Here is a 15,442-nt window from a genome sequence, read left to right as displayed (position 1 = left end):
GAACCCGTTGATTCCGGTTTGACCTCATGATCCACGGTTCAAAACGAGCATTGGAGATGTCTGATCTATTCCGTCTGGCGGGTGCCAAGATCGTGGATTTTAAGGATTGCTTCCCCACATCTCATGGAATGCCTCACTTCAGTGAAAGGCGGGTCTGGAGTGGAAAGACCTTCGATGGTGCCAAGGCAAAACAGCGCGATTCACCGGCGAAGTGGAAACCGCAATGATCAACGTACCTTTTACAGAAGCAAGCAACACCCACTCGACCAGTTCATGTCCGCTGGACAAGTCTGCGCGAAGGCATTCCCGAACAGCGCGCCCAACATCGACTGACCACTTGATAAATAAGGCCATTAAATCGGCCGGTTCCAAGAAGGTTTGAAAGGCCAAGGGATACGGAGGTTCATCCTTGGACCAAAGTAAGGCAAGTAAGCCGTGAAACTTGACAAGCATCGATGTACTCGGCGCAACAGTTTCCGGACCATGTTCGGCTGGCTCAATAACACGCGACGCGTCGCGACCCGATCCGGCAGTCAACCGAAAGTCTACATTTCCACCATCGCCCTCGCGGCAACCATCATCTAACGGCGTTGAAAGTCAACGAGTCATAACTCTGCAATTAGGCTCGGACTTGACCTTGCGGAGGACATTGCTGAGTTGTTTCTAGGGCAATCCGCCAAGTGAGATGGTCCGCAAAGCAGTCGAAGCCAACGGTTCGTTCGCGCGTTTTGCCGATCTGTGCTACCAAGAGACAAACAGGGTGGTAACGGAAATGGAAAAGAGCGACGAACTGCGAAAAATCCAAACCCAGGGAGTTCACCATATCACGCTTGTCGGAGCGGATCGGCAAACCTCGATCGACTTTTGGGAAGGTGTGTTGGGTATGCCGTTTGTCTTCGATCAACCGAACCTCGACAATCCGAATGAGGGGCATCTTTACTTCGATCCCGGTGACGGTCGATTGATTACCGTCTTCACAAATGAGGACCGCAAGCCTGACCCAACCGTTGTTCCCGAAGACACCGGGTCACTGCACCACCTTGCCCTGAACGTCAGCCAAGCGACATTCTGGCAGGTCCCGGCCAGGCTTGATGCACGCGGCGTCGTGCATACCGGTCCTGTCGATCGCGGATTCATGGATTCGATTTACTTTCGTGATCCGCTCGGGCTGCGGATCGAATTGGCCTCGTACCGATTTGAGCCACCCGAAGGCTGCCGGCACGCCGACGTTATGATAGAAGCGCACCGCATCCGGGTGGCTCGCGGAGATCACCATATCGACAAGGAACATCTTGCTGACGCCATTGAGCTTCTGGTGCGAAGGGATCAGCAGAGCCTGTCCGCAGACCGCTCGGCCAGAAACCCCTACTCCTGATCGATGCAGGGGATCTTTGCGAGAACGCCTGAATCATATTGACCGTGTTCCAACAGATTGAAGTGGGCAGGCTGAAACAATGGAAGTCTTGATACGAATGGCATCGACTGAGGCCGAATTCGAACAAGTCCGCGACTTGTGCCAACAGTGGTTGGACTGGCATTGGAAAAACTACCCAACCGACTGGCCAACCAAAGGAAACCCAATGGACCCGGTCCGGTTTCAGGCGATACTGGACGATCTCCCCTCTCTACATGCCAGACCACATGGCGGCATTCTTCTCGCGTTGCTCGATGATCAGCCGGTTGGATGCGTGATGTACAACGAGGCGCGTCCCGGAGTTGCCGAGTTTAACCGCATGTTCGTGAACGACAATGGTCGTGGTTTTGGAATTGGTCGTCAGCTATTGAGCCACATGTTCGAGCAATTGATCAAAGACGGATATCAACGTGTGCGCTTTTCTTCAGCGAAGTTTCTCACGCACGCCCGATCAATGTATGAAGCTGCCGGCTTCGTGGACGCACCACATTCCGAGGGATTTCCTAGCGAATGGCAGCCGTACGTCTATTTCATGGAGCGTCCTCTTACCGAAGGCTAGCAGCTTTCCGGCTCAAGAAGGTCGGCTCGGGCTCAGGGGGACATCAACCGCATCGGCGGTGTGATGCGAGGTTCGAATTACGGAGGCTGGTTGCGTCCGTCTCAGCCGTATTTTCAGTCACCAACAGCAACAGTTGAGTTCTGATGGTTAAGGAATGTCTCGTCTGGAAGCGATCCGGCCAAACAGTATTGTGGAGCAAACCTGTAATCGCTGGAAGAAGAAATGCGGCGGAATGGGCGTTGATGACTTGAAGGAACCTCAGCGCTTCCGGAACGAAAACGAACCGCCAAAAAGGGCAGTTCTTTTGACGATAGACAAGCTGATTCCGACCGAAGCAGAAACATTATTCCTTCGCTGAACTATCCAATACTGACTGAGCGGTTATGTCATCAACCACCAAGGTATTGACGTGTTCGCCATTCAATGCCGCCAGGATTGGCTCAACCTTTTCTTTTCCACTTGCCACGCCAATACGGATGGGAACCAACTTGGCATCTGAAAGCGGCAGGCTGACCAGTCTGGAATTTAGTTCACTGCTGCATAGCTCACCTGCGGAATTGACCAGATGTCCCAGCAGTTCGGCCCTGACGCCGCTGTCATACAGCTGAATCCGTTCCTCTTCTGACAGGGGGTGAGCTTGGTAGTAGGTTGCATCCTCTCCGGTCACGGCGCCCAATCCCAAAAGCGAGACATTTGCGTTTCGCGCGTGATTCAGCACATCCCGTACCGCTCGGACCGACATAAGCATGTCACGCTCTTCTTTGGTATCGGCGTGCAGGGGGATGTGTATGAGGGTAGCCACACCGCCAAGCCCGTCCGCAATGCGCGTCGCAATATGGTTTACATCCGTATAGTGTTGCCCCTGAACGCCGCCGGTCATTGGAATGACCCTGTTTGATGTGGACCTCTTGGGCCGCAGGTGGTTGGCCACGACGCTCAGCGCCTTGCCGCCCGAGATTGCGATGACGTCGTCTTCTTGCACGATTTCCTGAAAGTATTGGGCCGCAGCCTTGCCGACCAGATCCAGTGTGGTGCCTGCATTTTCGGTGACCGTATCGACGACCAGAAATTCGACACCGGACCATCGCTGCTTCAGTTGGTTTTCCAGATCAAATAACCGTTGGAATGGGCTGTGGATCCGAAACTCGACCATACCCATCTCGCGGCCTTGCTTGATGAGTCGGTTCACCTTGGCGGTCGATAGCCTAAGGTTCTTCGCAATCTCGGCTTGCAGCTGACCTTCCTGAAAATGCAAGGTCAGGACGCGGGCAATCAGGCGCAGGGTATCGGGATCGGGTCCGCTGGCGTTCAACTCTCGTTGTCCTTTCTGCTCACCAAATGGTTTGACGCGGCCGCCAGCAACAACACGGTGCCCACGACCAGAGTTTGGAAATAGGCGGGCACAAGTGTCAACATGCCAACTGTCAGGGACATGATGATCAACGCGCCGATGAAGGATTTCAAAACGCGCCCCTCACCGCCGCTGAAGGCTGTACCACCCAACAGAACCACAAGTATAGCGGTTAATTCCATGCCGTCGCCTGACAGCGGATCACCCAGCGACATAAAGCTGGACCGGGCAATCCCGGCCAGCGCAGCGCAGATGCCGACCAGCACATAAAGGATGATCACCGTGCGGGCTGTATTGATGCCCGAGAGCTTCGCCGCCGTTGGGTTGCCCCCGGTTGCCGCCGCGTATTTACCCAGCTTCATCCGATCCTGCGCAATGATCATTGCAATCGTCACCAGAACGGCCACCCAGAAGGCCCAGGGCAGGCCAAACAGAACACCATCGCGCCCGTAGTCGTTGAACCAACTCGGCATTTTCAGCCCGCCGCCGGATTTGATGGCCGAGACGCCATCTTCGACCAGCAGCAGCGCAATGCCCTTATAGAGGCTCAGTGTGATCAGCGTTGCAATGACCGGTGTGATCTTCAGCCGGATTACCAGAAACCCGTTGATCGCGCCCAACAGAACCCCCACCAGAACCGTCGCAAGAAAGGCGGGCAGGAAGGGTATCCCGTTGATGGCCAGAAGGGCGTAGACGACCGCGCTCAGGCTCATGGCGCTGCCCACGGACAGGTCGATATAACCCGAGATCATCAGCAGTGTGAAAGCTCCTGCCAGTGTCAGGATCGGGGCAGAGATGCGCAGGATGTTGATGATATTTCGCTCGCTCAGGAAGTTGCCACGCTCGAACAGCGGGAACTTGTCCAGGTTGGCGGTGCTCAGCAACACGACGACGAGGATGAGGACCAGATAGATGTAGTAGTCTTTCAGGAACCGTTTCACACGATCTCCGACCCTCGGGCTTTGGGTAAGGTCGGTCATCACGCGTGCCTCCGTGCCAAAGCCCATGTCTGGGCCATGATCGCGATGAACACCGCGATGGCCTTGAGGGTGAACTGCCAGTCGGGTGACAGCACCAACCCCGTCGCGGCCGAGGTCACGGTGGCCAGAACGATCGCCCCAAAGAACATGCCGATGATCGACCCGAACCCGCCGGCAATCGCAACCCCGCCCAGCAGAGAGATGACCAGGGCGTCGAATTCCATCAGTGTGCCGCGGTTGGAAAAGCCCGATTTGAACTCGGATGCCAGCAGAATCCCCACGGCCCCGGCAACAAAGGCGCTGAACAGGTAGAGCTTCACCACATGCCGCGCGTTGTCGACGCCAGACAAACGTGAGGCCACGGGGTTCGCGCCGATCAGATAGGTCAGCCGTCCGAACACCGTCTTACGCTCAACAAAAACGGCCACGAGGATCAGAATCGCCATCAGCACCACCGGCAATTTGATCGAGGTGCCGAACATGGTCATGTTCCCCAGCGTTCCGAAATCCGAGGGCAGGTTGGTGTTGCGTTGCGAGCCTTGGGTGATCACCTGTGCAATTCCGCGCGCCAGCATCATGGTGCCCAACGTGACGATGATCGACGGCACCCGCAGCACAACCACGAAGACCGCGTTGATGGCCCCGATCAGCATGGCCCCGATCAGCGCGCAGACCATCGCCAGCGATGTCGGCATCCCCCAGCCTGAAGAAAGTGCATTCGCCCCATCCGTAGACTGCGCGAACCACACCGCTAATACGCCCGAAAGCGCCACGATACCGCCCACCGACAGGTCGAAGTTTCCCGAAACCAGCAAGAACGTGACCCCAACGCCCAGCGAAATCACCGCCCAGTTATTCGTCACCAGGTTCACGACGTTCTGAAACTGGAAGAAGTTGGGCACCAAAACGGAGGCGAGCGCGAAAAGTGCCATGGCGGCCCCCGCTACCAGAGAGGTGATGAACATCTCGTCACTCAGACTGTTGTCCCGCTCAGCCAGCCTTCGGCCCTGAATTGCCTGATCGGTCATGAGTTTTCACCGCCCCCACCGGTAACGACATTCAGGATGCGTGGAATGTCGACGTCTGCCCCGTTTTTGATCTCGGCCTCGATGCGGCCGTCATACATCAGAAAGACCCGGTCGCAGATGCCCAGCACCTCTTCCAGTTCTGACGAAAAGATGCAGATCGCGCGGCCGTTGTTCGCCAGGTCGCGGATCAAATCGTAGATTTCGGATTTTGCGCCCACGTCGACGCCGCGCGTGGGTTCATCCAGCAACAACAGATCTGCATCAGCGAACAGGCATTTGGACAGAACAACCTTTTGCTGGTTTCCGCCCGAAAGTTTCTCGGCGTATTTCTCGATGGAATTCGTCGCGATCCCCAACTTACCGACATACTCGCGAGCGACTTCTTTTTCGCGCTCATCCTGAAAGATGCCGAACCGGGCCAGCTTGCGGATGTTCATGATCGGAATATTGCGACGGATCGTAAGTTCGGTGAACAGGCCCTGCGTGCGCCGTTCCTCGGGAACCAGGGCGATCCCTGCCGCGATGGCTTCCTTGGGCGAGGCCGCGCGTTTGCGGTTCTTGAAATCTATCTGCCCTTCGGCCTTGTCAGCCCCATATATCGCCCGGGCGACCTCGGTCTTGCCTGCACCGACCAGACCGTAAAAGCCAACGATCTCTCCCTCATTTACATGAAAAGACACGTCTTTCAGCAGGTGATTGCTCAGACCTTTGACTGTCAGCAGCGGACTATCCGCAATTTCGCCGCGCGGCTCATAATCATGAGTGATCGCGCGTCCCACCATCATCTCGATCAGTTCAGGGCGGCCGTTCACTTCGGTCAGTGGTTTGGTGGCGATGTGTTTGCCATCGCGCAAAACGGTGACATTGTCACCCAGTTCAAAAATCTCATCCAGCTTGTGCGAGATATAGATGACCGTCACGTCCGCGTCCCGCAGCCGCCTGATCACACCGAACAGGCGCTCCACTTCACGCTCGGACAGCGCTGCAGTCGGTTCGTCCATGATGATGATGCTCGCACCCGAGGACGCGGCACGGGCGATCTCGACGATTTGTTTCTGCGCGACGCTCAGCGAGGACACACGCGCTTTGGGGTCAATTGTCGGCTCAATCGCTGCTAGAGTTTTGATCACGCGGTCTTCAAGGTCCGAATTGACCAGAAAACCAAAGCGACTGGCTTCCATCCCCAGTGTCAGGTTTTGCTCGACGGTCAGTTGATCAACTACATGCAATTCCTGAAACAGCGTCCCTACACCGCTTTCACGGGCATCCTGGGTGCTGTTTGGCTCATAGGCCTGGCCCTGGATGGCCATCGACCCGCTGGTCGGGGCCAGTGCCCCGGTCAACATCTTCACGATCGTCGATTTTCCGGCACCGTTCTCTCCGACCAGGCAATGCACCGTGTTGCGATCAATATCGAATGACACGGTGTCCACGGCCCTCACGCCGGGGTAGTCCTTGGTCAAATCCCTGACGGACAGCGCTTTTTCGGCAAAAGCAATCTGCACGATCATCCCCTTTTAATCCGCAAGCCACCGACCGGCGCATAGGGCCGCGTCCCTGGATCAAGCTTATCCGAGTTTGGATGCGTTGCCACCAGCGCCGGGACCCCGAGCGGGTTCGAGGTGTTGGAGCAGGCAGCATTGAAAGAACCGGCTGGGCAGATCAGGCCCGTTGTCGACCAACGGACCTGTTTGCCAAAGCCTGATTCAGTCAACGTCCATCAGCCACCGAACTGGTCCTTCAGCCACTGCTCGGCCTCTTCCTTCGGCATGGACCAGTAGGAAACAGTGTAGGCCTTGTAGAAAAACTCTTCCGCCGTGTCCGAGGTCCGTTCGATCTTACCGTCCAGCACATCCATGATCAGGTCAATCCGGCCCTGCGCGGTTTCCACAGGCGGCAGACCCATCGAAACTTTTAGGCTGGAAGCAGGATCATAAACCTGTTCGAACTCGACCGAGTCAAAGTCGACACTGGCCACAATCTCGGTCAACGGCTTGCCATTGTCGAACTTGCCGCGCCCCAACTGCGCGAGCCCGGCCATCGTTCCCACGGTAAGGTTCGATGCTTCGGAATAGATCAGGTTCACTTCGGGGCGCTGTGTCAGCAGGTCGACGATGATCTGCTTGGCTGCTTCCTGGCCCTTGCTGGAATCCAGCGCGCCCAGATTTTCGGCGTCGGGATCAACCGACAGGACACCTTCGGCAAATGGCGCGGTCCGGCCCGAGTTGACTTCGGTATGGTTTGGCCAACCCAGTTGCACCATGACGATAGGTTTATCGGGATGTGCCTCTTTCCAGGCCTTGGCCATTTGCGCGCCCATCTCGAACGACACTGCGGCTTCATCGCTGCGCGCGGTCGGAATGCCGGTATCCGTGATCGGGCTGAAGAACGAGGTCATGACGATATCATCTGCCAAAGCATCCTCGACACCGGGTGTGGCGGCCTCGGCATCCCAGATGTGCAGTGTGGCAGCATCGAATCCACCTGCTGCAATTTGGTCAACGTTCTGAGTCATGACGGCTGAATCCGCCCGGCCATCAAACACCACCACCTCAGCGCCGTACTTTTCTTTTGCGTAACGCTCGGCCTCGGCGGCCTGAGACTGGTGAAACACGTTCGACAAGTCAGATACAAAGAACGCGATCCGCTTGCTATCATCGGCAAAAGCTCCGGCGCCTCCAACAAGCGTTAGTGTTGTTGCCAGCAGGCCGGCCTTGAATACATTCCTCCGCTGCATTTTCTTCTCTTCCCTTTTGTTTTCTCCAGAGTGCGGTCGATCCGGGACAGAGCGCTCCGGAGCCGCGATCTCAGCCAATGCCCCTCCTCAGGAATTGAAACTGAAATATATTGCAGTGATTGTTATTATTATCATTTTGAGGTGCACAGTCAACGTTTTTGGCGGTTCTGCGGCTAAGATGTTCCGTGAGATCGGCCAGTACATTTTTCGCGTATATTGTTGTTTTTATTGTATATTTTTTACACCCATGTCTTGCACACTCCACATGCGAATTGCCCCTCTGTCACCTGAACTATGACAGAGAAAATAATATTGCGGAAACTCAGCAAAAAATCAGAAAAACGAATCCCTTGGCCCTTAGGTTTTGGCCAGTTTTTGAACCGAAATCTGGGCCTTTCCCTTTACGATTTCTTTGAACCTGGCCATGTGCGGCATGCGCCCGTGATTGGCAATCGCCTCGGCATCTGACCAGATTTCATGGATCAGAAACTCAGCCGGTCGGCTGGCTGGAACAAACACGTCATAGCCTTTGTTTCCCGCCTCTTCGCGGCTGGCAGCGGCCAGATCATCTATGGCAGCGCGCAACAATTCCCACTGGCCGTCTTCCGGCACGATCCGCGCGATGATCACGACTTCCGACACTTGTCAGACTCCCTTGCGGATCATATCCGCCGCCTTTTCCGCGATCATCACAACAGGTGACGCGGTGTTTCCCGAAACGATTTTCGGCATGATCGACGCGTCGACCACCCGCAATCCCTTCAGCCCATGCACCCTGAGATCCGCGCCCACCACGGCTGAGGCGTCCGACCCCATCTTGCAGGTGCCGACGGGGTGGAAAATCGTGGTGGCGATATCCCCGACGCCTTTCACCAAGTCGTCTTCGGACTCCATCACCGGACCGGGCAGGATTTCCTGCGGCTGATAGGGTTTCAGAGCGTTCGCCGTCATGATCATCCGCGCCTGCCGCACGGATTTCACGGCGACCTGTTTGTCATTATCGGTCGACAGGTAGTTCAGGCGAATGTCAGGCTGCGCCTTGGTATCCGCCGCCTGAATATGGCAGGTGCCCGTGCTTTCAGGGCGCAGGTTGCAGACCGATACGGTGATCGCCGGGAACGGGTGCAACGGGTCGCCCAGCTTGTCCGTGGACAGGGGCTGCACGTGGTATTCCAGATCTGGCGTGGCCAGGTCCGGGTTGGATTTGGTGAACATGCCGAACTGGCTGGGAGCCATCGACATCGGCCCGGATTGCGTCAGACCGTATTGCAGCGCGATCTTCGCCTTTCCAACCAGGGAATTCGCCATCGTGTTCAGAGTTTTTGCGTTCTGGACTTTGAACACCGTCCGGATCTGCAAATGGTCCTGCAGGTTCTCGCCGACACCTTGGCTTTCGTGGTGCAGAGCGATTCCGTGATCAGCCAGAACATCGCCTCGCCCGACACCCGACAATTCCAGAATCTTGGGCGAGTTGACCGCTCCGGCCGCCAGCAACACCTCGGCCTGGGCAAAAGCTTCGCATCGCTCGCCTTTGTGCTGATAGCGCACGCCCGTTACCTGTTTGCCGTCGAACAACAGCGTCTCGGTCTCGGCGTGGGTTAAAACACGCAGGTTGGGGCGTTTCATCGCCGGGCGCAGAAAGCCCTTGGTCGTGTTCCAACGCACACCTTTACGCTGATTGACCTCGAAAAAACCCGTACCTTCGTTATTGCCATCGTTGAAATCGGCGCGCGGCAGAATGCCGAACTCCTTGGCGCCTTCCTGCACGGCTCTAAGGATGTCCCATTCCAAACGCTGTTTCGAGACCTTCCATTCACCGCCATGCCCATGCATGTCGGTCCGCCCGGCATGGTGATCCTCGGATTTCAGGAAATAGGGCAGCACGTCATCCCAACCCCAGCCAGTATTTCCCAGCTGCCGCCAGTGATCGTAGTCCGCCGCCTGGCCCCGCATGTAGATCATGCCGTTGACCGACGTGCATCCCCCCAGCACCTTACCGCGCGGATAGGCCAGAGAACGCCCGTTCAGCCCCGGTTCGGGCGCGGTTTTCATCATCCAGTCGGTACGTGGATTGCCGATGCAATAGAGATAGCCAACCGGAATATGCACCCAGTGATAGTTGTCTGACCCGCCTGCCTCGAGCAGCAGAACTCGTGTTTTGGGGTCTTCGGTCAATCGGTTCGCCAGAACACATCCGGCCGTGCCTGCGCCGACGATGATATAGTCGTAGTCCCCATCAAGTTGCCGGGCGTCTGTCATGAATTTCTGGTCTTTCTGATTAATACGCGACGACAAGTTTGCCGATCATGCGGCCGGTTTCAATGATCCCATGAGCTTCTTTCAGCGTGCCCGCCGACAAGCCCCGCAGCGTCTTGGTTTCAGTTGTCCGAATGATCCCGTCATCAACAAGTCTGGCAACCCGCGCCAGTATCTGCCCCTGACGCACCATATCCGCGGTGCCAAACAGAGATCGCGTGAACATCAGCTCCCACATCAACGCGGCGGATTTGCCTTGCAGGGCTGAGATGTCCAGCTTTTCATCCGTCTCGACGATGGTCCCGATCCGTCCCTGTGGCGCGATCAGTTCGCACATCGCGTCCCAATGCTGCGCGGTATCGGCGTATTGGGTGATATAGTCGACAGTGTCATGCCCGGCGGCCCGGAAATCGGCGACAAGATCGCGGTGGTTCACCACCTGATGCGCACCCATTTCCTTGCACCACTCGGTGGTTTCCGGGCGCGAGGCGGTTGCGATAAGGTGCAGGCCAGTCAACTTGCGCGCCAGTTGCAAAGTGATCGATCCGACCCCTCCGGCCCCGCCTATGACCAGCAGACTGGCGGGCGTCTCATTGGCGGGCACTTGAAGACGGTCAAACAGCATTTCCCACGCGGTCAGCGACACCAGGGGAAGCGAAGCTGCTGCTTCGGGGCGGACCGAGGACGGTGCCACGGACGCAATCCGATGATCAACCGCCTGCAACTCTGCATATGATCCCGGACGATTGGCATCACCCGCGTACCAGACCCGGTCGCCTTTGGAAAAACCAGTGACCTCTGCGCCCATTTCGCGGACAATCCCAACCGCGTCGTATCCAAGAATGAACGGCTCCGCATGATCCTGATCGGCTGCTGTCCGGATGCGCCGTTTCGCATCTGCGGGGTTTACCGAGATCGCTTTGATTTCCACCAGAAGATCGTTTGGCAGCACGACCGGCCCCGGCAGGTCGACATCCAACAGGCTGTCCTGTGCTTCAATCGGCAGTGACTTCAGAAACCCTACAGCTTTCATTTTTCTACCTTTCGACTGTCGTTTGAGCGTCGTCCCAGAACCCGCGCATCGCTTCGATCAACCCGAGATATTTGGCGTAGCGAGTGTCGTAATGGCGCTGCATCGCCGCATTCGGCTGGAACTCAGAGTCGCAGCGGGTCATCTGACCAATCGCTTCTTCGTATGTTTCATAAGTTCCGGTCGCCACCGCTACTCCGATGGCCGCGCCCAAAGCGCCCGTTTCCTGCGCCTCGGCCACATAGATCGGCACGCCAAGGCAATCCGCGAACATCTTCGGCCAGACCGGGCTGCGTGACCCGCCGCCAGACAGAACCGCCTGGTCGAATCCGACGCCTGCGGTTTTCAGAACCTCGATATGGCGGCGATGCTCGAACAAAACGCCCTCGAACAGGGCCCGCAGCATGTGGCCTTCGCCATGCCAGCCCGCGACACCATAGAACCCACCCCGGAAAGACGCCCCCTGTCCCGAGCCGTAGAGAAAGGGGTGAAAAAACGGATCGTCTGGCGCGGGATCAACCTCCGCCACTTTGGCATTGCAGTGTCCGAACGGGTCGTCATGATGACCCCCGCGTTCGACGAACTCGCGCACATACCATTCCAGATTGGCCGCCGACGTGGCACTGGCCTCGATATTCACGAACCGGTTCGGACCAAAACCCGACACCATGAACAAGTCGTCATTGACCGCTGGCGCATCCGAGAAAACCTGATTGATGCTCCAGGTACCCGCGATGATCGAAGCCTCTCCGGCGCGCACGACCCCCGAACCCATCGCGCTGGAGACCACATCGAAATAGCCTCCGATCACCGGTGTGCCCTCGGCCAGACCCGTTGCGACGGCGGCCTCTTGACTGACGGTTCCGGCAATATCCGCCGGATCGATCAGGCGCGGAAGCATCTGGCGCGCATCGCTCAGGCCATAAAGTTCCAGCAGGCGGTCGTCATAGGTGCAATCCGGCATGCGGGTCATGCCGCAACCTGACATGTCCGAAATCTCGCTGACCCTTTCACCGGTCAGCTTGTAGGTGATGAAGTCCTTGCACAGCATTACCGTCCCGGTCCGCGCATAAAGCTCGGGTCGGTGCCGTTTGATCCAGGCCAGAAGAACCGGGGTCTGTGACGGCCACGGCTTTTGCAGGCACAACGCGTGCAAGGCGTCGCCGGCCACCTCGGAAAGCTCCTGAGCCAGAGATGCGGCACGCGTGTCCAGCGATTGGATGCCGATCAACGGCGCGCCCGCCTTGTCCAGCAGGTAAAGCCCGTTGCCATGCCCGGCACAGCCAACGCCGATGATCTGGTCAGGGGTTATCCCGGCCTTGTCGATACATCCGCCGATCACCTGCCGGGCATTCGCCCACAACTCGTTCAGGTCACGCTCGACATGCCCCGGCCGCGGCGTCGAGGACTGCCCGTCCAGCGCCTGCATCGCCACGGGGCGCCCCCGCAGGTCTAAAAGCACAGCCTTGATGACCGTGTTTCCTGCATCCAGCCCCAGAATATACCCGTTCTCAGCCACTGTTATAGATATCCCACGCTTCTTCACCGCTTGCGCCATTGTGGATCATCGCCATCAGAGCGGCCACAACTGCCTTGGGGTTGTCATGCTGATAGATATTGCGACCATAGACCATGCCCTGCGCGCCCTGTGCCATCAGCGCCGCCGACTTCATCAGAACATTCTTAAGGTCTTCCTTGCCACCACCACGCACCAGAACCGGCACGCGGGCGGCCTCGATCACGTGGTGGAAATCCTCGGGGTTCTCGGTTGGGTCCGCCTTGATGATGTCGGCCCCCATTTCCGAGGCCAGACGCACCAGTGTCACGATCTTCTCGGCATTGCCATCCACCTGGTAGCCTCCGCGCACATCGTTGGGCAGCATGACCAGGGGCTCGATCATCAGCGGCATCCCGTATTTGTGGCAGGCTGCGCGCACCTTGCTGATATTCTCGACGCATTGGCGGAACAGTTCAGGCTCATCCGGCAGCATGAACAGGTTCACAACGACGGCGGCGGCGTCCATTTCCAGCGCGCCGATGATCGGTTCGTCTGCGTTTTGCAGCATCGACCACATCACCCGGTGGCGCTGATCGTTGTAAGGGTTGCCCATGTCGATCCGCATCACCAGCGCGGGCTTGTCCTTTTCGGGGCGCGATTGCAGCAGATCGGCCTGCCCGTAGGCACATTGGATCGCGTCCGGCCTGGCCCCGATCAGCGTGTCCATAACACCCGCCATATCCTCCAGCCCGACCATAAAGCTGGGCTCGTTGCAAACGCCGTGGTCGATCGCCACATCCAGACATCCCCCGTTCGTGAACATCCGGTTCATCCGGGCCTTGGTGCTTACACGCATTCTGTTCTCCGTTCCTTGTTTCGTGCGGTCAGAGCCTCGGCGGACACGCCGTGAAACTCGGACAATTCGTGGATCAGGGCTTGGATCTGATTGGTAATCTCTTGTTGGCTGAGACCACGTTCATCGACAAAGATGCCACCCAGCCGGTCCAACAGCATTTCGGAAATCTGGCCTGTTATGGCCAGCGCGGTCCGGCGCAGGACAATGTCGGACAGGGTTTCGACAAATTCGGTGCGCATCAGCCAGATGATCTCGGCCCTGGTGTAAGAGCAGCCTTCCGCCAGAGGCGTGTCGTCAACCAACTGGCAGAACAGCGCAACATCATCCGCTTGACTGCCGTAGTGCCCGATCAGGTGTTGTGCGCGATCAGGTGTAACGTGGAATTCTTCTTCCAGCCGGCTTTCCAAGGTACGCGGATCGTCGGGGAACAGCGCGCCGCCGCCAATGGCGAGCCCCAGAGTCGAAGTTTGCCGGGGCTTGCCCAACTCGGCCAGAACTTCATCCCCGGTCTGTTCTCCAAAAGCGCGGAACGTGGTCCATTTGCCGCCGACCATGCAGAACTGGGGAACATCTCCGTCCAAACGTCGCGTGAAATGGCCGCGCGATATTCGACCGGTGAAATCGTGATCGCTGCGCGGCAACGGACGGATGCCGCTAAAGCTGAACACCACCTGGTCGGGCGTGACCTTGATCTTGGGAAAAACCAACCGAAGTGAGCCGAGGATGTAGTCGAGTTCCTCCGGCTCGCAGCGCACGCGCGCAGCTTTCTCGACGCGGATGTCAGTCGATCCGGCCAACACTTTGCCCTGATAGGGGAACACGATGCACACCCGCCCGTCCGTGTTCTCGAAATAGACCATATGACCACCAAGCGCCTGAAACAGAGCCGGGTTTTCGACGATCAGGTGCGAGCCCTTGGTGCCCGAGACCATATGCTCATCCAAGGTGCCACCCAGGACTTGCACGGTATCGTCCAGCCAAGCGCCGGTCGCGTTTACGATTACCCTTGGATCAAGTTGCAGGGTGTCGCCGCTGCGCCTGTCGATCACTGAATAGCCATCGCCATCTGTTGCCATCTCCGCGTAGTTGAGGGCAACGCATTCCGGGGCCGCCACCTGAACGTCGCGGATCATTTCAACGCATAGACGTTCGGGATGGGTGATCTGCGCGTCGTAGTACACCGCTGAACGTGTGGCTTTCGGTGTGAGCGCGGGCCAGTCCTTGCGTGTGCGACCAACGCTGTTGAAATGATGCCTGGGCAGAATTCGCCGCTTGCGCGTCACCCAGTCATAAAGCGACAGGCCAAGCTTGATCGGCACCGCCCCACGGCTGGAGGGTTTGCCATGCCGGCCGAAAAAGCTCGCCGCTGCATTGAACATTCCGGAAAAGACCGAGGTAATCGGGATCACCGTCGGCAAAGGCCGCACCATGTGTGGAGCATTCACCAAAAGCGCATCGCGTTCCTGAAGCGACTCCCGCACCAAATCGAACTCACCGTTTTCCAGATATCGCAGGCCACCATGGATCATCCGGGATGGCGCGGCACTACAGCCCGAGGCAAAGTCGTTGCGTTCGACCAGCAGCACCCGAAGCCCCTGCAGGGCAAGATCGCGGTAGACACCGATCCCGTTCACGCCCCCGCCAATCACCACCACGTCAAACGCGGCGTTCTCACGCAGTTTTGTCAGGTGTTGTTGTCGTTGTTCTGACATCATGGTCCTGTTTTTCGCGAA

At 57.6% G+C, this 15,442-nt stretch carries 15 protein-coding genes; 4 read left to right on the top strand and 11 right to left on the bottom strand.

Annotated features, from left to right (window positions below):
* The first annotated feature begins 26 nt into the window (after positions 1-26).
* The 4 genes from ACR0J2_RS17080 (at position 27) to ACR0J2_RS17065 (ending at position 2,331) form a co-directional block, all read left to right on the top strand.
* The gene (locus ACR0J2_RS17080; protein ID WP_480813343.1) at positions 27-227 is read left to right on the top strand and encodes a hypothetical protein; all 201 of its coding nucleotides are present in this window, start codon (positions 27-29) and stop codon (positions 225-227) included.
* Between the two features lie 563 nt (positions 228-790).
* The gene (locus tag ACR0J2_RS17075) at positions 791-1,375 is read left to right on the top strand and encodes a VOC family protein (protein WP_170681959.1); all 585 of its coding nucleotides are present in this window, start codon (positions 791-793) and stop codon (positions 1,373-1,375) included.
* Between the two features lie 79 nt (positions 1,376-1,454).
* Positions 1,455-1,973 (top strand): GNAT family N-acetyltransferase, encoded by a 519-nt coding sequence (locus tag ACR0J2_RS17070; RefSeq protein ID WP_480813342.1) that lies wholly within the window; start codon positions 1,455-1,457, stop codon positions 1,971-1,973.
* 154 nt (positions 1,974-2,127) lie between these two features.
* The gene (locus tag ACR0J2_RS17065) at positions 2,128-2,331 is read left to right on the top strand and encodes a hypothetical protein (protein WP_480813341.1); all 204 of its coding nucleotides are present in this window, start codon (positions 2,128-2,130) and stop codon (positions 2,329-2,331) included.
* On the opposite strand, the gene ACR0J2_RS17060 is transcribed toward ACR0J2_RS17065, so the two are convergent.
* The 11 genes from ACR0J2_RS17060 to ACR0J2_RS17010 all read right to left on the bottom strand — a co-directional run bounded on the left by ACR0J2_RS17060 (position 2,317) and on the right by ACR0J2_RS17010 (position 15,421).
* Positions 2,317-3,285 carry a sugar-binding transcriptional regulator gene (locus tag ACR0J2_RS17060; RefSeq protein ID WP_480813340.1) on the bottom strand — a complete coding sequence of 323 codons (969 nt, stop codon included), beginning with the start codon at positions 3,283-3,285 and terminating at the stop codon, positions 2,317-2,319. The genes ACR0J2_RS17065 and ACR0J2_RS17060 overlap by 15 nt on opposite strands.
* On the bottom strand, positions 3,282-4,304 hold the full coding sequence (locus ACR0J2_RS17055; protein ID WP_480813339.1) for an ABC transporter permease: 1,023 nt from the start codon (positions 4,302-4,304) through the stop codon (positions 3,282-3,284). The genes ACR0J2_RS17060 and ACR0J2_RS17055 overlap by 4 nt, the downstream gene beginning before the upstream one ends.
* On the bottom strand, positions 4,304-5,332 hold the full coding sequence (locus ACR0J2_RS17050; protein ID WP_480813338.1) for an ABC transporter permease: 1,029 nt from the start codon (positions 5,330-5,332) through the stop codon (positions 4,304-4,306). Before ACR0J2_RS17050 ends, ACR0J2_RS17055 begins: the two co-directional genes overlap by 1 nt.
* Positions 5,329-6,843: a sugar ABC transporter ATP-binding protein gene (locus ACR0J2_RS17045; protein WP_480813337.1), complete on the bottom strand. Its 1,515-nt coding sequence runs from the start codon at positions 6,841-6,843 to the stop codon at positions 5,329-5,331. Before ACR0J2_RS17045 ends, ACR0J2_RS17050 begins: the two co-directional genes overlap by 4 nt.
* Positions 6,844-7,052: 209 nt before the next feature.
* Positions 7,053-8,069, bottom strand: a complete 1,017-nt coding sequence (locus tag ACR0J2_RS17040; protein ID WP_321250073.1) for a sugar ABC transporter substrate-binding protein — start codon at positions 8,067-8,069, stop codon at positions 7,053-7,055.
* Positions 8,070-8,426: 357 nt separating this feature from the next.
* Positions 8,427-8,711 (bottom strand): putative quinol monooxygenase, encoded by a 285-nt coding sequence (locus tag ACR0J2_RS17035; protein ID WP_480813336.1) that lies wholly within the window; start codon positions 8,709-8,711, stop codon positions 8,427-8,429.
* A gap of 3 nt (positions 8,712-8,714) precedes the next feature.
* The gene (locus ACR0J2_RS17030) at positions 8,715-10,328 is read right to left on the bottom strand and encodes a GMC family oxidoreductase (protein WP_480813335.1); all 1,614 of its coding nucleotides are present in this window, start codon (positions 10,326-10,328) and stop codon (positions 8,715-8,717) included.
* Positions 10,329-10,347: 19 nt separating this feature from the next.
* Positions 10,348-11,358 (bottom strand): zinc-binding alcohol dehydrogenase family protein, encoded by a 1,011-nt coding sequence (locus tag ACR0J2_RS17025; protein ID WP_480813334.1) that lies wholly within the window; start codon positions 11,356-11,358, stop codon positions 10,348-10,350.
* Positions 11,359-11,362: 4 nt separating this feature from the next.
* On the bottom strand, positions 11,363-12,874 hold the full coding sequence (locus ACR0J2_RS17020) for an FGGY-family carbohydrate kinase (protein ID WP_480813333.1): 1,512 nt from the start codon (positions 12,872-12,874) through the stop codon (positions 11,363-11,365).
* Complete coding sequence (locus ACR0J2_RS17015; protein ID WP_480813332.1) at positions 12,867-13,709, bottom strand: class I fructose-bisphosphate aldolase; 843 nt, start codon at positions 13,707-13,709, stop codon at positions 12,867-12,869. Before ACR0J2_RS17015 ends, ACR0J2_RS17020 begins: the two co-directional genes overlap by 8 nt.
* Complete coding sequence (locus ACR0J2_RS17010; protein ID WP_480813331.1) at positions 13,700-15,421, bottom strand: glycerol-3-phosphate dehydrogenase/oxidase; 1,722 nt, start codon at positions 15,419-15,421, stop codon at positions 13,700-13,702. The genes ACR0J2_RS17015 and ACR0J2_RS17010 overlap by 10 nt, the downstream gene beginning before the upstream one ends.
* Positions 15,422-15,442 lie beyond the last annotated feature (21 nt).

The organism is Ruegeria sp. CG4, from assembly GCF_056537185.1.
The sequence above is the reverse complement of the archived record's forward strand: the minus strand, read 5'-3'. Positions and strand labels throughout refer to the sequence as shown.